Origin of the sequence: Mesorhizobium erdmanii, assembly GCF_013170725.1 — a bacterium.
In the GTDB taxonomy this organism is placed as follows: domain Bacteria; phylum Pseudomonadota; class Alphaproteobacteria; order Rhizobiales; family Rhizobiaceae; genus Mesorhizobium; species Mesorhizobium erdmanii.
The window spans coordinates 652,993-671,526 of record NZ_CP033361.1; the positions used below are offsets into that span (position 1 = coordinate 652,993).

At 64.9% G+C, this 18,534-nt stretch carries 17 protein-coding genes; 12 read left to right on the forward strand and 5 right to left on the reverse strand.

Features of this window, described 5'->3' with window-relative positions; translation table 11 throughout:
* Positions 1-9 precede the first annotated feature (9 nt).
* From EB233_RS03010 to EB233_RS03035, 6 genes are all read left to right on the forward strand, one after another.
* Entirely contained in the window at positions 10-1,380 is a 1,371-nt protein-coding gene (locus EB233_RS03010) for a hypothetical protein (RefSeq protein ID WP_064990138.1), read from the forward strand.
* Between the two features lie 150 nt (positions 1,381-1,530).
* Complete coding sequence (locus EB233_RS03015) at positions 1,531-2,835, forward strand: ABC transporter substrate-binding protein (protein ID WP_064990137.1); 1,305 nt, start codon at positions 1,531-1,533, stop codon at positions 2,833-2,835.
* Positions 2,836-2,928: 93 nt separating this feature from the next.
* A complete protein-coding gene (locus tag EB233_RS03020; RefSeq protein WP_064990136.1) occupies positions 2,929-3,810 on the forward strand; it encodes a branched-chain amino acid ABC transporter permease in 882 nt (293 codons plus the stop codon).
* The gene (locus tag EB233_RS03025) at positions 3,807-4,769 is read left to right on the forward strand and encodes a branched-chain amino acid ABC transporter permease (RefSeq protein ID WP_064990135.1); all 963 of its coding nucleotides are present in this window, start codon (positions 3,807-3,809) and stop codon (positions 4,767-4,769) included. Before EB233_RS03020 ends, EB233_RS03025 begins: the two co-directional genes overlap by 4 nt.
* Positions 4,766-5,491 (forward strand): ABC transporter ATP-binding protein, encoded by a 726-nt coding sequence (locus EB233_RS03030; protein ID WP_064990688.1) that lies wholly within the window; start codon positions 4,766-4,768, stop codon positions 5,489-5,491. The genes EB233_RS03025 and EB233_RS03030 overlap by 4 nt, the downstream gene beginning before the upstream one ends.
* Entirely contained in the window at positions 5,488-6,225 is a 738-nt protein-coding gene (locus EB233_RS03035; RefSeq protein ID WP_064990134.1) for an ABC transporter ATP-binding protein, read from the forward strand. The genes EB233_RS03030 and EB233_RS03035 overlap by 4 nt, the downstream gene beginning before the upstream one ends.
* On the opposite strand, the gene EB233_RS03040 is transcribed toward EB233_RS03035, so the two are convergent.
* The gene (locus tag EB233_RS03040; RefSeq protein WP_064990133.1) at positions 6,226-7,635 is read right to left on the reverse strand and encodes a sodium:proton antiporter; all 1,410 of its coding nucleotides are present in this window, start codon (positions 7,633-7,635) and stop codon (positions 6,226-6,228) included. It lies immediately after the preceding gene.
* A 49-nt stretch (positions 7,636-7,684) separates the two neighbouring features.
* Positions 7,685-8,299, reverse strand: a complete 615-nt coding sequence (gene pncA / locus EB233_RS03045; protein WP_064990132.1) for a bifunctional nicotinamidase/pyrazinamidase — start codon at positions 8,297-8,299, stop codon at positions 7,685-7,687.
* A gap of 291 nt (positions 8,300-8,590) precedes the next feature.
* Between pncA and EB233_RS03050 the strand changes: the two genes are divergently transcribed.
* From EB233_RS03050 to EB233_RS03075, 6 genes are read left to right on the forward strand one after another with little or no spacing between them, the layout of a single operon-like run.
* Entirely contained in the window at positions 8,591-9,454 is an 864-nt protein-coding gene (locus EB233_RS03050; RefSeq protein ID WP_064990131.1) for an FAD binding domain-containing protein, read from the forward strand.
* Positions 9,451-12,297, forward strand: a complete 2,847-nt coding sequence (locus EB233_RS03055) for a molybdopterin-dependent oxidoreductase (protein ID WP_244277701.1) — start codon at positions 9,451-9,453, stop codon at positions 12,295-12,297. The genes EB233_RS03050 and EB233_RS03055 overlap by 4 nt, the downstream gene beginning before the upstream one ends.
* Positions 12,294-13,835 carry a 6-hydroxynicotinate reductase gene (locus EB233_RS03060; RefSeq protein WP_064990130.1) on the forward strand — a complete coding sequence of 514 codons (1,542 nt, stop codon included), beginning with the start codon at positions 12,294-12,296 and terminating at the stop codon, positions 13,833-13,835. Before EB233_RS03055 ends, EB233_RS03060 begins: the two co-directional genes overlap by 4 nt.
* Positions 13,835-14,719 carry a UPF0280 family protein gene (locus EB233_RS03065; RefSeq protein ID WP_064990129.1) on the forward strand — a complete coding sequence of 295 codons (885 nt, stop codon included), beginning with the start codon at positions 13,835-13,837 and terminating at the stop codon, positions 14,717-14,719. The genes EB233_RS03060 and EB233_RS03065 overlap by 1 nt, the downstream gene beginning before the upstream one ends.
* Positions 14,712-15,296, forward strand: coding sequence for an amino acid synthesis family protein (locus EB233_RS03070; protein WP_064990128.1), 585 nt, complete (start codon positions 14,712-14,714; stop codon positions 15,294-15,296). The genes EB233_RS03065 and EB233_RS03070 overlap by 8 nt, the downstream gene beginning before the upstream one ends.
* On the forward strand, positions 15,293-15,754 hold the full coding sequence (locus tag EB233_RS03075; protein ID WP_064990127.1) for a MarR family winged helix-turn-helix transcriptional regulator: 462 nt from the start codon (positions 15,293-15,295) through the stop codon (positions 15,752-15,754). The genes EB233_RS03070 and EB233_RS03075 overlap by 4 nt, the downstream gene beginning before the upstream one ends.
* A gap of 62 nt (positions 15,755-15,816) precedes the next feature.
* Here the strand turns inward: EB233_RS03075 and EB233_RS03080 are convergent, their stop codons facing one another.
* The 3 genes from EB233_RS03080 to EB233_RS03090 all read right to left on the reverse strand — a co-directional run bounded on the left by EB233_RS03080 (position 15,817) and on the right by EB233_RS03090 (position 18,525).
* Positions 15,817-16,611 carry an inositol monophosphatase family protein gene (locus EB233_RS03080; protein WP_064990126.1) on the reverse strand — a complete coding sequence of 265 codons (795 nt, stop codon included), beginning with the start codon at positions 16,609-16,611 and terminating at the stop codon, positions 15,817-15,819.
* An 82-nt stretch (positions 16,612-16,693) separates the two neighbouring features.
* Positions 16,694-17,695, reverse strand: coding sequence for an LLM class flavin-dependent oxidoreductase (locus tag EB233_RS03085; RefSeq protein ID WP_064990125.1), 1,002 nt, complete (start codon positions 17,693-17,695; stop codon positions 16,694-16,696).
* Entirely contained in the window at positions 17,692-18,525 is an 834-nt protein-coding gene (locus EB233_RS03090) for an arylamine N-acetyltransferase family protein (protein WP_064990124.1), read from the reverse strand. Before EB233_RS03090 ends, EB233_RS03085 begins: the two co-directional genes overlap by 4 nt.
* Between the last annotated feature and the right edge of the window lie 9 nt (positions 18,526-18,534).

The window sequence follows — 18,534 nt, forward strand, 5'->3', positions numbered from 1 at the left end:
GCTATCGCCATGGCCCTTCCAACCTTGCTCCCCACTCCCGCCTCCGCCCACGCCTCCGACCGCGGCCATGTGCTGCTGCTCCCGACCGGCTACTATCTCGTCGGCGGCGCTTTCGCCGTGGCGATCAGTTTCCTCGTGCTGGCGCTGCTGCCGGCGGCTTCCCTCGAACGCTTCTGGCGCCGGCACCTGCCGCTCTTCACCTTCACCGACAAAGCCCGCACCGCTGTCAGCCTGATAAGCTTTGCCGGCTTTGCAATTCTCATTGCCGCCGGCGTCTTCGGCAGCCGCGACCCGCTCTCCAACCCCTTGCCGCTGGTGATCTGGACGCTACTGTGGGCCGGCCTGACGCTGCTGCAAGGCGTCTTCGGCGACCTCTGGTCATGGCTCAACCCTTGGGTTGGACCGTGGCGATTGGTCTCGCGCCTGCTTGGCACAGAGGGCGCATGGCGCCTGCCCCGATGGTTCGGCTGCTGGCCGGCTGTCGTGCTGTTCCTGGCCTTTGCCTGGTTCGAACTGATCGATCCGGCGCCTGACGACCCGGCGCGACTGGCATGGACCGCCGGCCTCTATTGGCTGTTCACGTTTATCGCCATGCTGGTGTCCGGCTATCGCGGCTGGAGCCGCAGCGGCGAGTTCCTGACGATCTTCTTTTCGATGGTGGCGCGTTTCGCGCCGGTCGAGCGCGACGCGGACGGCCGGCTTTGGTTGTGCTGGCCGGGGGCCAAGCTGCTCGCCGCCGAACCTTTGCCGCCCGGCGGTATCGCCTTCCTGCTCCTGGCCCTGTCGTCGGTCTCCTTCGACGGCTTGTCGAAAACCTTCTTCTGGCTTGGCCTGTTCAGCATCAATCCGCTCGAATTCCCGGGCCGAACGGCGTTGATCGGCAGCGGCAGCTTCGGGCTGGTACTGACCTTCGCGCTGCTGTCGGCGGTGTTCCTTTTCGCCGTCTTCCTCGGCCAGCGCCTGGCCGGCGGCGGTCCGCCGCTCGTCCAGGCGGCCGGCCTGCTGGTGTGGTCGATCGTGCCGATCGCGCTCGCCTATCATGTCGCGCACTATCTGACGGCGCTGCTGGTCGACGGTCAGTACGCGGCGGCGGCCCTGTCCGACCCGTTCGGGCTGGGCTGGAACCTGTTCGGCACCGCCGACATGCAGATCGAAGCAGGCATCGTCGCGGGCGCGGAGTCGGCCTGGTGGCTGTGGAATATCCAGGCCGGCGCCATCATCCTTGGCCATGTGCTGGCGGTGCTCGTCGCCCACGGCTTGGCGTGGCGCCTGCATCCGCGGCCTGCCCGCGCCGCGTTCAGCCAGCTTCCGCTCACCTTGCTGATGATCGCCTACACGGTCTTCGGCCTCTGGTTGCTTGCCACGCCGACAGTGGGCTGATCCGTTTGCGCTGGAAAATAAACCGGGATTCCCTTAGGGAACCGGCATTGCCGTGTCCGGACTTTGATGATTTAGTTTGTACACATGCAATTTTTCGACTTCCGGACATGAGCGGGCTTTGCGCTCCTAACGCTGAACAAGGGGAACGGCATCATGGACAAGAACAAGACCTTCAATCTTTCGAAAACCGGTCTCACCCGCCGCACGGCGCTGAAGGGTCTGGCCGCCGGCGCCGGCCTTGCCGTGGCACCCGGTTTCGTCCGCTACTCCCAGGCGCAGAGCTCGGCGCCAATCAAGATCGGCTTCCAGTCGCACCGCACCGGCATCGGCGCCGCCTATGGCCGCTGGTACGAGAAGACCACCGCGGCCGCGGTCAAGGCGATCAATGCCGCCGGCGGCATCAACGGCCGCCAGGTCGAGGTGATCATCGAGGATGACGGCACCGATCCAGGCCGCGGCGCCGAAGTGGTCGGCAAGTTCGCCACCCAGCACAAGACCGACATCGTCTTCGGCACGCTCTTCTCGCACGTCGTCATCGGCTCGGCGCCCGCCGCCGGCGAAAACAAGATGCCCTATTTCGTCGTCAGCGAAGGCCATCACGTCGCTTCGACCAAGCTCAACCGTTATGTCTTCCAGCCCGGCATCACCGATGTGAAGAGCCAGATCCAGTCGATGGCGCCGTGGATCGCGGCCAATGCCGGCAAGAAGGTGACGCAGATCTTCCCCGATTTCGCCTTCGGCTACGATCATCGCGACTACCTGCCGCCGGCGCTGAAGGCGCAAGGCGCCGAGGTCATCGCGCAGATCGCCATCCCGCCGACGGAATCGTCCTTCACCAAGTATTTCCCGCAGATCCCGGCCGAGACCGAGGTGATCTATCACGTCATGGTCGGTCCCGCGGTGCTCACTTTCGTCAAGGAACTCGGCGAGTTCTACGGCTCCAACCGGCCGCAGCTGTTCGGCTTCATCGATTCGCTAGAGGCCGTCGACATCAACAGCCCGGGGCTGGAATTCCTCGACGGCAGCCATTTCTGGGAAGGCTCGCCGCGCTACGCGCAGCCTGACGATAGCGAAGCGCAGAAAGCCTATCGCGCCGCTGTCGGCATCGATGACAATGGCGCCGCCGTCGGCGACCCCAAGGACGTCTCCACCGCCGCGCACATGTTCGGCTGTTGGGAAACCCTCTATGTCGTCAAGAAGGCGATGGAAGACGCCGGCTACAAGGGACCGGAAGACCGCGCCAAGCTGGTCGAGGCGACTGAGGCGCTGACAGCCTTCGCCGAAGGCCCGGAGCATCCGCAGGGGCCGAAAACCTTCAACGGCAAGATCCACCAGTGTTTTGGCATACAGAACATCTCCAAGGTCGAAGGCGGCAAGCTCAAGGTCGTGCACAAGACCAAGATCGAGGACGGGCTCTACGAAGCCGAGGGGGACTACACGAAGCAGGCGCTGTAGGCTTGGCTCCTTAAGCCCGGTGCCCTTGGCCTACCCCCCTCTGCCCGGCCGGGCAGAGGGGGGCGCCTGGCGCCTCCGTAACCGGATAGCCTCATGCACTTCGGACCCCATCTCCTGCTCGCCGCCCTCGAAGGCCTCGTCACCTCAGCGGTGCTGGCGCTGACGGCGCTCGGGCTGTCGCTGGTGTTCGGCGTCATGCGGGTGGTCAATGTCGCGCATGGCGAATTCTTCATGCTGGGCGCCGTGCTCGCCTGGGCGATCTCGACGGCGATATCGGGTCATCCGGCGCTCGGCTTCCTGGCGGCGCTGGTGATCGCGCCGCTGATCGTCGGCGCAATCGCGCTGGTCGCCGAACGACTGGTGCTGCGCCGGCTCAACTACAATCCGGAAGCCACCATCGTCGCCACCATAGGCATGCTCTACATCATCCAGCAGCTGGCGCTGAGCTTCTACGGTCCCGAGGCACGGCCGGTTGAGCCGCCCTTCAGCTACCGCATCCTTCTGCCGTGGTTCGGCTATTCCGGCTATAAATTGTCTATCATCGCCGCCTCCGCGCTCCTGCTTGCCGCGACATGGCTGGTGCTGACGCGCACGAAGATCGGGCTCATCATGCGCGCCACGCAGTATGACAGCGAGACGGCGCAGGCCTTCGGCATCGCGGTCGGACGTGTCTATGGCGGCGTCTTCGCGCTTGGCGCCATGCTGGCGGCCATCGCCGCGGTGCTGATCGTGCCAATCAGCCAGGCGCATTATCTGATGGGGCAGGAGCCGCTGCTGCTCTCCTTCATCGTCGTCATCATCGGCGGCCTCGGCTCGCTGCGCGGCACCGTCGTTGCCGCCGTGCTGATCGGGCTGTCCGACGGCATCATCTCGATGTTCTTCTCGCCAACCCTGGCCAAGATCATCGCCACGCTGCTGGTCGCCATGGTGCTGGTGTTCCGTCCGCAAGGCCTGTTCGGGACGGCGTCGCGATGAGCGAAGCTTCGCCGGCAAAGGCCTATGCGCTGCATCTCGGCGTCATCGCGCTGCTCTTCGTGCTCAGCTTCGTGCTGCCCGAGTACTATCACGGCCTGCTCGCCCGCATCATGGTGCTGGCGGTGTTCGCCATGGGCTACAACATGCTGTTCGGCTATGTCGGCCTGCTCAGCCTCGGCCATGCCATGTTCTTCGGCGCGGGCCTCTATGGCGCCGGCCTGGCCATCATCCAGCTCGGCTGGGGCGTGCCGGCAGCATTCGCCGCTGGAATTGCCTGCGGTGCCGTCCTTTCGCTGATCATCGGCCTGCTGGCACTACGCACCACGGGCGTCGCCTTCATGATCGTCACCATGATGTTCGCGCAGGTGTTTTATCTGCTGATCCTCTACTTCGCGAATTGGACCGGCGGCGACCAGGGCCAGGTCGTGCCGCAACCGGCGCGCGTCCTTGACTTCGGCGCGACCGCGCTCGATCTCACCAATCCGACGGTGCGCTACATGACAGCGCTGGCGCTGTTCTCGTTCGTCCTTCTGGTCACGCTTGCCATCGTGCGTTCGCGATACGGACGGGTGCTGGTGGGCATCCGCGAGAATGAAGAGCGCACCAAGATGCTGGGCTACGACACCTTCTCCAACAAGCTCATGGCCGTCGTCGTCTCCGGCACCATCTGCGCGGCCTCCGGCGCAGCCTACGCGCTGCTGTTCGGCTATGTCGGCTCGAGCTTCGCGTCGGTGCAGTACTCGATCCTGCCGCTGCTGTGGGTCTTGCTCGGCGGTGCCGCCACCACAATCGGGCCGCTGATCGGCACCGTCTTCATGTACTATGTCATCGACGTCACCAGCGGCTACACGTCGGCCTATCTGCTGATCGTCGGCATCGCGCTGATCCTGCTCGTGTTGTTCTTCCCCAAAGGCATTCTCGGCACCATCCGCCAGCGCTGGCTCGGATGGCTGCCATGACGCCGCTGCTGACCACCAAGGACCTGTCGCGCAATTTCGGTGGGTTGCGCGCGGTCGACACTGTCGACTTCACCTTGATGCCGGGCGAAATCCGCGCCGTCATCGGCCCCAACGGAGCGGGGAAAACCACCTTCGTCAGCCTGGTCAGTGGCCGCATCCAGCCGTCCTCGGGGGCGATCGTCTTCGACGGCGCCGACATCACCAGCCAGCCGGCCTATATCAGGGTGCGCCAGGGGATCGCCTATACGTTCCAGATCACCAGCGTCTTCGCCAATCTCAGCGCCTACGACAATGTCGCGTTGCCCGTGCAGCGGACCCTGCGCGATGGCCGCTCGAAAGGCGCGGTGCGCGCGGGCGTCATGTCGGCGCTCGAACGCACGGGCCTGGCCGACCGCGCCAATATGCCTGCCGGGCAATTGTCCTACGGCCACCAGCGCCTGCTGGAAGTGGCGATGGGACTGGCGCTGAAGCCGCGCCTGCTGATCCTCGACGAGCCGACGCAGGGGCTCGCTGACAGCGAGATCGACAACTTCATCGCGCTGGTGCGTGATATCGCCAAGGGCGCGACCGTGCTTTTGATCGAGCACAACATGCCCGTCGTCATGCAATTGGCCGACCGCATCACCGTCTTTAACGCCGGCAAGATCCTGGCCGAAGGCACGCCGGAGGCCATCCGCGAAAACGCCGCGGTGCAGGAAGCCTATCTGGGGACCGCCCCATGATTGAGACGAACAAGGCGGAAGCGAGCAAGACGGAAGCGTTGCGGATCGCGGGGCTGGACTGCTTCCATGGCGCGGTTCAGGTGCTCTATCGCCTCGACCTCGTGCTGAACAAAGGCGAGGTGCTGTGCCTGTTCGGGCGCAACGGCGCCGGCAAGACGACGACGCTGAAGGCGATCATGGGACTGGTTCCTGCAAGCGCGGGCTCGATCAAGCTGACCGGCAAGGAACTCACCGGCCTGCCGGCGCATGAGGTGCCGAAGGCGGGCGTCGCCTATGTGCCGCAAGGCCGGCGGCTATTCGCCGAGATGACGGTGGCGGAGAACATCGAGATCGGCCTGATGGCGCGCGGCAAGGGCAAGGCCGTGCGAGACAATGTCCTCGACCTTTTTCCATTGCTGCGCCAGCGGCTGCGGCAGCGCTCGGGCACCTTGTCCGGCGGCGAGCAGCAGATGCTGGCGATGGCGCGTGCGCTGTGCCTGGAACCGGAGGTGCTTTTGCTCGACGAGCCGACGGAAGGGCTGATGCCTTCGATGATCTCGAAAATCCGCGAGACGGTGTCGAAGCTGCGTGCCATGGATGTCTCCACAATCCTGGTCGAACAGCGCGTCGACGCGGTGCTGTCGGTTGCCGACCGGGTTTGCTTCATCGAAAACGGCCGCAACCGCGAGACGGTCGATGTCGAGGAATTGCGCGCCGATCCATCGGCGGTAAGGCGTTATGTCGGTGTCGGGTGATCAGCCGAAAAACAGAAAGCCGGCAATCAAAAAGGTCGGGATCAGTACCAGCCCGGACCACATGATGTAACCGAAGAAGCCGGGCATCTTGACACCGCACTGCCGGGCAATGGCATAGACCATGAAGTTGGGCGCATTGCCGATATAGGTGTTGGCGCCCATGAACACGGCGCCGGCCGAAATCGCCGCCAGCGTCGACGCGAACTCGGTCATCAGATGTTGAGGGTCGCCGCCGGCGAGTTCGAAAAACACCAGATAGGTCGGCGCATTGTCGAGGAAGGACGATAGCGCCCCGGTCAGCCAGAAATAGGCGAGGTCGTTGGGCGTGCCTTGCGCGGAGGTCACCAGCGCGACCAATGGCGCCAGGGCGCCGTCATGGCCCGCCCTCAGGATGGCGATGACCGGCACTATGCAGATGAAGATGCCGGCAAACAGTTTTGCCACTTCCGCGATCGGACCCCAGTTGAAGCCATTCGCCTGACGGTATTCCCGCCGCGAAACCGCCAGCGACACGAAGGCGAGCACCAGGATGATGGCGTCGCGCACCAGGTTCTGCAGTTCCAGGGTCACGCCCTGGATGGCGATGCTAACCTCAGGCTTCCAGGTCGCCGACAGCAGGATGGCGCCGATGACGCCGGCCAGCAGCGGAATGTTGGGCAAGCCACGGATGCGTACCTTCGAATCCGGTGTCGGATCCTTGATCTTCGGCGCGCCGGCTTCGCGCCGGTGCAGGATGATGTCGATCGTCAGGAACACCGCCAGAACCAGGCCGCCTACGAACAGCGTCTCGCGCCAGAGATTGGCGGTCGTCCAGAAGAAATCGACGCCGCGCAGGAAGCCGACGAACAGCGGCGGGTCGCCGAGCGGCGTCAGCGAGCCGCCGATGTTGGAAACGAGAAAGATGAAGAAGACGATGACATGGGCGTTGAACGGCCTGGCGTCGTTGGCGCGGATGATCGGCCGGATCAGGATCATCGAGGCGCCCGTCGTGCCGACAACCGAAGCAAGCAGCGCGCCGATCAGCAGCAGCCCGGCATTGACCAGCGGCGTGCCGTGGATGTTGCCGGCGACCAGAATGCCGCCCGAAATGGTGAACAGCGCAAACAGCAGGACGATGAAGGACATGTATTCGGTGAGCAGCGCGTGCAGCACCGCCTCGGTCGCCTGGGGGACGCCGAAGGCGAGCGCTAGCGGCACGACCACGAGTGCCGCCCATAGGGCTGATATCTTGCCGTAGTGGTGCTCCCAGACATGGTGGAAGAGCAACGGGCCGGTGGCGATCGACAGCAGCAGGCCGGCAAAGGGCAAAGCCCACCAGAGCGACATGGAAGCGCCTGGCAGCCCGTGTTCCTCGGCCGCGAAGGCCGCTTCCGGACACAACACGGCGACGGCGATGGCCACGCCCGCCATCGCGCCTGCGCTGATCCGCGAAAAGCCCCTCTGATGCCCCACCGTCCGTTCAGTCCGACAAATTGTCTTCGAGCGTGACGCCGGCATCGCGCATGCGCTGCAGCATGGCATCGAGCGAGCTGTTGAGATCGATGCCGCGGCAGGCATCGAGCCGCACGGTGGTCTTGAAGCCCTGGCTGACGGCGTCCAGCGCCGAAAAACCGACGCAGAAATCGGTCGCCAGGCCAACCAGGGTGATGGTGTCGATGCCGCGCTCTCTGAGATAGCCACCGAGGCCGGTCGGCGTGGTGTGGTCGTTCTCGAAGAAGGCCGAATAGCTGTCGATGGCGGGGCGAAACCCCTTGCGGATGACGAGCTCGGCCTTGGTCCAGGCAAGGCCGGAATGAAAATCCGAGCCGAGGCTGCCCTGGATGCAATGGTCCGGCCATAGCGTCTGCTGGCCATAGGGCATTTCGATCGACGTGAAAGGCTGTGCGCCCGGATGGCTGGAGGCAAAACTCGAATGACCTGCGGGATGCCAGTCCTGCGTCAGCACGACGTGATCGGCATGGCGGATCATGTCGTTGACCAGCGGCACGATCTCGTCGCCGCCGCTCACGGCCAATGCACCGCCCGGGCAAAAGTCGTTCTGCAGGTCGATGACAACAAGCGCTTCGTCGGCCATGGGCTTCCCTCTTCTGTACGTCATGCTCCAGTGGAAAATGCCGCGAACGCGACCGGACGCAGAAACTTGACCAGATGGCAGGCCGCGTCAACCTCCGGCGGTATAACAATCTCGTTGAATGCGCGCATGCCGGGACGATGGCCACAACTCTGGCTTTGACAAATTCCGCCGGCTTGATATCATTTGCATACGAATGAATTTCCGGTTTTGTGGACCGGCAAGATCATACCTGGGGTAAACGCCCTGGGAGGGCCAAATTCGGGGAAGGCCCGCTCTCTGGGAAGGCACAGCGTGATCCGTTACGCGAAACCCACCACGATTGACGAAGCGCTCGCTTTGCTTGGCGAAGGCGCCTGGCGCATCCTTGCCGGTGGTACGGATTTCTATCCGGCACAGGGCAGCAGGCCTTTTCGCGACAATGTCCTCGACATCAACGGTCTCGCCGCGCTACGCGGCATCGCCGAGACGGATGTCCATTTTGTCATCGGCGCGCGCACGACCTGGACGGACATCATCCGCCATGCCTTGCCGCCGGCCTTCGACGCGCTGAAACAGGCGGCGCGGGAAGTCGGTTCGCCGCAGATCCAGAACGTCGCTTCCGTCGCCGGCAATCTCTGCAATGCCTCGCCGGCAGCCGATGGCGTGCCCGGCCTGATCGTGCTCGATGCCGAGGTCGAACTGCGTTCGGCGACCGCGACGCGTCATCTGCCCTTGCCGGATTTCATTCTCGGCAACCGACGCACCGCCTTGCAGCCCGGCGAAATGGTGACAGCCATCCGCGTGCCAAGGACGGCCACCGCCGGCACGTCGGCCTTCGTCAAGCTTGGCGCGCGGCGCTACCTCGTCATCTCCATTGCCATGGTGGCGGCGCGTCTGGTCGTGGACAATGGCACTGTCGCCGAGGCCGCAATTGCCGTCGGCTCCTGCTCGGCTGTCGCCAGACGGCTTGCCGGCGTCGAAAAGGCGCTGCGGGGATTGCCGGCCGATGGCAGGCTCGCTGCCGCGATCCGGTCCGCGCCGATGACAGAACTGTCGCCGATCGCCGATGTGCGCGGCAGCGCCGAATACCGGCTCGACGCCGTGCGCGAGATTGTTGTCCGGGCCGCGCTGGCCGCCGCCGGACCGATGAACGAGCATATGGTGGCGGTGGCATGAACAAGGCTCAGCCCGAGATGAGCAACGCTCAGACCGACATAAGCCAGGTTCTGCCGGATGAGGCCCTGCTCGATCGGGGCAGAGCGCAGTCTGGCCTTGCACGCGCCGACATTGCCTTCGCGGTCAATGGCGCCGCCGTTTCGGTCAACGTGCCGCCGCTTCGCCGGCTATCCCAGGTGCTGCGCGACGAATTGCAGATGACCGGCACCAAGGTCGGCTGCGACGCCGGCGATTGTGGTGCCTGCACGGTGCTGGTCGACGGCGACCCCGTCTGCGCCTGCCTGATGCCGGCTGCCTCGGTATCGGGGACGGCGGTGACGACCGTCGAAGGACTGGCCAATGGCCGGCTGTCGGCATTGCAGGCCTCTTTCCTTGCCCATGGCGCGGCACAATGCGGCATCTGCACGCCGGCGCTGCTGGTGGCGGCGACAGCGCTGCTGGACGCCAATCCCACACCGAGCGAGACCGAAGTGCAGGATGCGCTGGGCGGAATCCTCTGCCGCTGCACCGGCTATCGCAAGATCATCGCGGCGGTGATGGAAGCTTCCCTGCAAGGCGCGGATCTCGATTTCCGCCTGCCTCGGTCCGGCCACGCCATTGGTTCCTCACCCGTCAGGCTCGACGGCGTGCCGAAGGTCACCGGCGACGAGAAATTCGGTGGTGATTCCTTCCCGACCGACGCGTTGTCGGTGCTGGTGGTCCGCTCGCCGCATTATCATGCCAGCTTTACCTTCGGCGATCTCGACGGCTGGGCGAGGGCGCATCCCGGCATTACAGGTGTGTTCGTGGCGGCCGATATCCCGGGCAAGAACTGTTTCGGCGTGATCGGCCCATTCGCCGACCAGCCGGCGCTGGCCGAAGGGTTTGCGCGATTTCGCGGCGAAGCAGTGGCGCTGGTCGCCGGTGAGCGCGAGGCTATCCTCGACCTCGATCTGTCGGATTTCCCGGTCCGCTGGGCCGAATTGCCGCATCTCCTGCACCCTGCGGAAGCGCGGGCCGACGGCGCTGCGTGGATCCATGAAAACCGCCCAGCCAATCTGCTAACCTCCGGCTTTGTCGAGCGTGGCGATCCAGACGCAGCGCTCGCCGGTGCTGCCTTCACCGTGTCCGGCGCTATAGACACCTCCTATGTCGAGCACGCCTATATCGAACCGGAAGCCGGGTATGCATATCTCGATGGTGACACCCTGGTCGTCGTCGCTTGCACCCAGGCACCCTATATGGACCGCGACGACACCGCGAAGGTGCTCGGTCTTCCCGTCGACAAGGTGCGCATCGTCCCGACCGCGACCGGCGGCGGCTTCGGCTCGAAACTCGACGTATCGTTGCAGCCTCTCATCGGCCTGGTAGCGCTGAAGACCGGGCGACCGGCCACCCTTGCGTACACCCGCAACGAATCGATGATGTCGACCACCAAGCGCCATCCCTCGGAGATGAAGGCGACCATCGGCGCCGATGCCGACGGCCTTGTCACAGGCATGATCTTTTCAGGCGATTTCAACACCGGCGCCTATGCCAGCTGGGGTCCGACGGTGGCCAACCGCGTGCCGGTGCATGCCTCCGGACCCTATGCGACGCCCAACTACCGCGCCGAGGGCCGCGCCATCCACACGCATGGTCCGATCTCGGGCGCCTTCCGTGGCTTCGGCGTGCCGCAGGCGACGATCATGCAGGAGACACTCTATGACGAGCTGGCTGGCAAGCTTGGCATCGACCGGCTCGAGTTTCGCCTGAGAAACTGCCTTCGGAACGGCTCCGAAACGGTTACCGGGCAGAGACTGGAGTCCGGCGTCGGTATTGCCGAGTGCCTCGAAGCCTTGCGGCCACATTGGGCGCGGGCGGAGGCTGACGCGGACGCTTTCAACAACGCCAACCGGGATAGAAAGCGCGGTGTCGGCGTGGCTTCGTGCTGGTATGGCTGCGGCAACACCTCACTGCCCAACCCGTCGACCATCCGGGTCGGCATCGCGGCTGACGGCGATGTCGTCCTGCACCAGGGCGCCGTCGACATCGGCCAGGGCTCGAACACCGTCATCACCCAGATCTGCGCCGACGCGCTCGGCCTGCCGCTGGAAAGATTCCGGCTGAAGAGCGCCGATACGGCGATCAGTCCCGACGCCGGCAAGACATCGGCCTCGCGCCAGACGTTTGTGACCGGCAAGGCGGCTGAAAGGGCTGGACGGGCCTTGCGCGACAAGATCCTGCGCTTTGCCAACGTCTCCGAAAAGGCGTCTCTGCAACTGGACGGCGCGGCGATCGTCATCCGCGAGGGCGAGGCGACACGCCGTATCGATCTCGCCTCGCTCGACGTGGATGCCGATGGCTTCGTCTTCGGCGCCGAAGAGACTTATGATCCGCCGACACTGCCGCTCGATGCCAAGGGCCAGGGCAAGCCCTATGCCGTCTACGGCTACGGCGCGCAGATCGCCGAGCTCGAGGTCGATCTCAAGCTCGGCACGGTGAAGCTCATCAAAATCACCGCCGCGCATGATGTCGGCAAGGCGATCAACCCGCTGCTGGTCGAGGGCCAGATCGAAGGCGGCATCGCGCAAGGCATCGGCATGGCGCTGATGGAGGAATACATTCCCGGCCGCACCGAAAATCTGCACGACTACCTCATTCCGACCATCGGCGACGTACCGCCGATCCAGACCATACTGGTCGAGGTTCCCGATCCCGAGGGACCGTTCGGCGCCAAGGGGTTGGGCGAGCATGTGCTGATCCCGACGGCACCGGCGATCCTCAACGCCATCCGCCATGCCACCGGCGTCCTCATCACCAAGGTCCCGGCGACGCCGACGCGGATCCGCGCCGCAATCCGCGAAAAGGAGGCACGCGCATGAGCGAGCTTGCCGAGCGCTTTGACACCCATGATCCCGGCGAGAAACTGGTGGCGGAGAAGATCCGCTGCGATGCCTGCCCTGTCATGTGCTACATCGCGGATGGCCGCACCGGCGCCTGCGACCGCTACGGCAATGCCGGCGGCCGTATCGTGCGCATGGATCCGCTGACCATCCTCGACCATGCGGCGGAAACCGGCGCGGCAATCGTGCCCTTCATCGCTGAAGGCGAGGCATGGGACGGCGAACTGGTCAACACGGGCCGCCGCTTCGTCACCGCCATCGGTGCCGGCACCACCTATCCCGACTACAAGCCGGCGCCCTTCATCGTCAGCCAGGAGGTCGAGGGCGTCGATCTCATCACTGTCGTCACCGAGGGTATTTTTTCGTATTGCGGCGTCAAGGTGAAGATTGACACCGATCGTCATCTCGGCCCCGAGACAGCCATTGTGCGCGCGGCGGGCGAGGCGATCGGCCATGTCACGACGGGCGAATACGGTTCGCAGATGCTGTCGCTGGGCGGCGTGCATCATCTGACCGGCGGCTCCAAATCGGAAGGCCGCGCCACTTGCGACGCGCTGCTTGATCTGTGCAACCGCAAGCCGGTGGAACTGACCATCGATGGCGGCGCCACCATCATTGTCGAAGCCGGCAAACCACCTGTAATCGACGGCAAGCAGGAACACCGCATGCGCGTCGGCTGCGGCTCGGCCACCATCGGCATGTTCGCCACGCAATGGCGCGGGCTGGTCGACGAGGTGGTGGTGGTCGACGACCACATCACCGGGGTTGTCTCCGAGCATCAGGCCGGCAAGGTGCTGGGCTGGCAGGATACGGGCATCAAAATCATCGGCCGCCGTTCGACGCCGGGCCGCTATTTCAAGGTCTCCGAGCCCGGGCTCGGCTGGGGTGGCACCTCGATTTCCGACCCGCTGTCGATCCTCGGCGAGTGGAACGCCAAGAAGGGCGCCCGTCCCGGCCTGTCGTTGCTGATGGTTTCGACCACCGGCGAGCAATTCGCCTATTACGAACTCGACGACGAATTGAAGCCGATCGAAAAGCCATTTCCGGATCGGCTGCAGAAGTCGGTGGGGCTGATCGAGGACAATTGCGAGCCGGCACTGTGCACGGTGCTGTTCATCGGCGGCGCCGGCGGCTCGCTGCGTGCCGGCGTCACCGAAAACCCGGTCAATCTCACCCGCTCCGTGCAAGGCTTGAAGACCTATGTCACCGTCGGCGGTGCGCCGGTCTATGTCTGGCCGGGCGGCGGCATAACGCTGATGGTCGATGTGACCCGTGTGCCGGAAGGCGCGTTCGGCTATGTGCCGACACCGGCATTGGTGGCGCCGATCGAATTCACGCTGCGCCGCGACGATTATGTCAGGCTCGGCGGCTACGAGGCCGAAATCCGCAGTCTCGAGGATATCGTCGCCAAGGGCGGCGAGTATCTCAATCCGCGGCGGGGCACCGGTGCGCCGACCAGCAATCCATGGCCACCGCTGGCGCAATTGCACCGCGCCGGTTCGAACGGGATCGGGTGATGGACGGCCCGCAAGCGCACTGGCTGCAGGATGGCAGGCGGCTGCATCTCAACCATGGGCCGATCGACCTGATCGTCGAGGCTTTTGGCGATGCGGATGAGCGTCGCGCGGCCTACGAGCAGGCCGTCACGCGCTTCCAGACGATGCTGATCGAGTTGGTCGAGGAGCTCCCCGAATTGCGGCTGCCGGCATTTTTCCTGGCGCCGCGCAGTTTCGCCGGTCCGACGGCGCGGCGCATGGAGGCGGCCGTCATGCCGCTCGCGGAATGCTTCATCACGCCGATGGCAGCCGTTGCCGGATCGGTAGCCGACGAAATTCTCGCCGCGCTGCTGGCCGGCCGCAGGCTTGATCGTGCCTACGTCAACAATGGCGGCGACAGCGCCCTTCACCTCGGCACGGGCACGACGATCGGCCTGGCGGTCGCGGGCACCGGCAACGGCATGGCCGACCGGATTACGATCCGCGCCGAGGATGGCATAGGTGGCGTCGCCACCAGCGGCTGGCGCGGCCGGTCTTTCTCGCTTGGCATTGCCGATGCCGTCACCGTGCTGGCGCGCACAGGCGCCGAGGCCGATGCGGCGGCGACGCTCATCGCCAACGCGGTGGACCTGCCCGGCAATCCGGCCATCAGCCGCATGCCCGCACGCGACCTGTCGCCCGACAGCGATCTTGGCGAGCGCCTGGTGACGCAGGCGGTCGGCACGCTTGGATTTGCCGAAGTGACGCGGGCGCTGGACAATGGCCTTGCCGTCGCCGAAGATTTTCGCCGGCGCGGGCTGATTGCCGGATCGGCGCTGTTTCTTGGCGGTGAGGCCCGCATCAGCGGCGCCGTTGCGCTCGCCGCGCCCAACAAGCATGAACCGGAGGAGATTTCCCATGCCTGAGTTTCCGATCCGCAAGATAGCGGTGCTGAGCGAAGAGATCTTTCATGAGGGCGGGCCGGCCGTTGACGTGCCGCGCCGGCGTGCCGCGGCCATGGCCGTGGTCAAGAACCCGTTCGCCGGCCGTTATGCCGAGGATTTGCAAAGCGCCATGGACGATCTGAAGCCGCTTGGCCTGCTGCTCGCCGACCGGCTGATCGCCGCACTCGGCGGCGACGTCAAGCAGATCGACGGCTATGGCAAGGGCGCCATCGTCGGCACGGCGGGCGAACTGGAGCACGGCGCGCTGTGGCATGTGCCGGGCGGCTATGCCATGCGCGAACGGCTCGGCGACGCCAAGGCGATCGTGCCGTCGGCCAAGAAGGTCGGCGCTTTCGGCTCGAAGCTCGACGTGCCGATCGGCCACATCAACGCCGCCTATGTGCGCAGCCATTTCGACGCCATGGAAGTCGGTGTCAGTGACGGCCCTCGCCCCGACGAGATTCTTTTCTGCCTGGCCATGACCTGCGGGCCACGGGTTCACAACCGCATGGGCGGGTTGGCGGCCACCGACATCAAGGCCTGGGACGGGCTGCGGTGAGCGGCGAGGACAATCTGCTCAAACTGGTCGAGGTCGAGGCGCCGGATGATCAGGACTACCTCCTGCAGGAGCAGGTCGGCTTCATCCTGCGCAAGGCGCATCAGCGCCATGTTTCGATCTTCGCCTCGCATATCGGCGACCTGACGCCGCCGCAATTCGCCGCCCTGGCCAAGCTGCGCGATGTCGGCGAGACCTCGCAGAACCAGCTCGGCACGCTGATCGCCATGGATGCGGCGACGGTAAAAGGTGTCATCGACCGGCTGAAGGCGCGCGGCCTGGTCGAGCTCTCCAAGCATGAGGTCGACAAAAGGCGGCTGCTGGTCAATCTGACCACTGAGGGCCGCGACGCGATCGACCGGCTGATCCCGCTGGCGCGCGAGATCACCAGGGAAACGCTGGCGCCGCTCTCGGCCAAGGAGATCGCCACCTTCACGAGGCTGCTGGCGAAGCTGGCGTAAAGCCGGTTGGTGATGCGCAATTCGCGCCGACCGGTCGCGGCAATAGTGCAGAGCGTGAGCGCTTAAGCCGCGAACACGCCTGAACACAGCGCCTGCAGTTTCGAAAAGACACCCTTGCCGCCTGATATGACCTGTGTGCCGCTTTGCAGCACCGTCTTGGGATCTGCCTTCAGAACCGTGCCGCCGGCCTCCTCGATCAACAGCATGCCAGCCAGGCAGTCCCAGGCATTCATGTGTTCCTCGACATAGCCAAGCAGCCGGCCAGAGGCGACGTAGGCCAGCATCAGGGCGCCGGACGCGTTGCGGAAGAAGACACCGCCTTCGGCGAGGATCTTCTTGATCAGCACGGCGATGTTGTCGGCCTCGGCGCGGTTCGAGAATCCGGTCCCCACCGATCCTTCTTCAAGGCTGGTCGCCGCACTCGTCTTGACCGGCCTGCCGTTGACGAAGGCGCCGCCGCCGAGCCGGCCGTGGAACGTCTCGCCGGTAGATGGTTCATGAATGACGCCGACGACCGTCTCGCCGTCCTTTGCGCAAGCGATCACCACGCACCAGGCCGGAATGCCGCGCACGAAATTGGCGGTGCCGTCAATGGGATCGATGACCCAGACATAGCCGGTCGAACCTGCGACCGAGGCATGTTCCTCGCCCACGATGCCGTCTTGCGGATAGTCGGTAGCGATGGCCGCGCGGATGAACAGCTCGACCTCGCGGTCGGCTTGCGAGACCAGGTCCTGATGGCCCTTGCTCTCGATGGTCAGGCTTTCCAGATCGCGGAAATATTTGAGCCCAAGCTCGCCTGCCCGCCGCGCTAGGTCGATGGCGAACTGCGTGCGGGCGTCAAGATCAAGGGTCATGGGAAAGCTCGCTCTTGCCTCTGGATGCTCCGCACTTAGCAGAGCATCGCTACCGACAAAAGGACCCGGCGAGACACAAACATCAGGCCGCCTGGGACAGCGATTTGTGCGCCTCTGCCAGGATCTCGAACGACCGCACCCGCGCAGCGTGATCGAATATCTGCGCGGTGACCATCAGCTCGTCGGCGCCGGTCCGGCGCACAAAGGCGTCGATGCCCTGGCGGACCGTTTCGGGAGAGCCGACGACGGCGCAGGACAGCGCCTGGCCGAGCATGGTCTTGGCCATCGGGTCGAGATCGCGATCATAGTTTTCGACCGGCGGCGGCAATCGTCCTGGCCGGCCAGTGCGCAGATTGACGAAGGCCTGCTGCAGCGAGGTGAACAGCAGGCGCGCCTCGGCATCGGTAGGTGCGGCAAAGACATTGAGGCCGAGCATGACATGCGGCTTGTCGAGCTGTTCCGATGGCTGGAAGCGCGAGCGGTAGATGTCCAGCGCGTGATCGAGCTCGGCCGGCGCGAAATGCGAGGCAAAGGCATAGGGCAGGCCGAGCATGGCGGCGAGCTGCGCACCATAGAGGCTGGAGCCGAGGATCCAGATCGGCACATTCTGGCCCTCGCCTGGCACGGCCCTGATGCGCTGGCCTTCCTCGGCCGGGAGGAAATAACCCATCAGTTCGACGACATCCTGCGGAAAATTGTCGGCGCCGGCCTCGAGGTTGCGGCGCAAGGCGCGCGCGGTGTTCATGTCGGTGCCGGGGGCCCGGCCGAGGCCTAGATCGATGCGGCCGGGAAACAAGGCGGCCAGCGTGCCGAACTGCTCGGCGATGACCAGCGGCGCATGATTGGGCAGCATGATGCCGCCGGCGCCAACACGAATTGTCCTGGTGCCACCGGCGACATGGGCGATGACCACGGATGTGGCGGCGCTGGCGATGCCCGGCATGTTGTGGTGCTCGGCCAGCCAGTAGCGTTTGTAGCCCAGCCGCTCGGCATGGCGGGCGAGATCGAGCGAGTTGGCCAGCGACTGCGAGGCATTGCTGCCTTCGACGATCGGCGACAGGTCGAGAACGGACAGTTCGGTCATGCGTTGGTCTCCACGATCTTCTTCTCACGCACCTTGGCCTCGAAGGCCGCGCGGTCGGGAATGATGATGCCGAGCGGACCTTCCAGCGTGTCGGCGAGTTCGGCGGCGGTGGCTATCTCCGTCTGCTCGGTGCGGCCGCCAAGGTGGTGGATCGACAGGCGGTTGCCGCGCAACGCATAGCGCCGGTCCGGCGCGGCGCGTGCGGCAATGACGGAGGAGAGGAAATGCGATGTTGGGCTGGTCGACAGGAAGTAGTTGGTGACGGAATAGTCGACCTCGTATTGCGGCTGCAGGTCGAAGCGGTAAAGCGAGCGCCAGTCGCCACCGATCAAGGCCTGCAGGCGGAAGTGATCGTCGGCCTCGACAATGCGGAATGTCTCGTGCGGGGTTTTTTGTTCCAGGCCCGGTTCGAGCAGCAGTGGCGCGGTCAGGGTCAGGCCGCCGAAGCCGACATCGGCGATATGGGTGCGGCCATCGAGTTCGACGCGCAGCAGCATGTGGCCGCGTGCGGTGATGGCGTCCTCGCTCTGGCCCCAGAGCACACGCGCGGCCAGGCCGCCGACCTGAAAGCCAAGCGCCCTCAGCGCGTGCATGAGGAGCAAATTGTGTTCGAAGCAATAGCCGCCGCGTCCCCCAACGACGATCTTGTCCCGCAGCGCGGCAAGGTCGAGCCGGACCGGGTGGCCAAGAAACGGATCCATGTTCTCGAACGCGATCGCCTGCGGATGCAGGAAATGCAGCGCCCGCAGCGTGTCCAGCGAGGCTTCCCTGGAACCAATGTGGCCGATGCGAGCGAAATAGGCGTCGAGGTCGAAGGAAACATCGTTCATCGGAGGGAA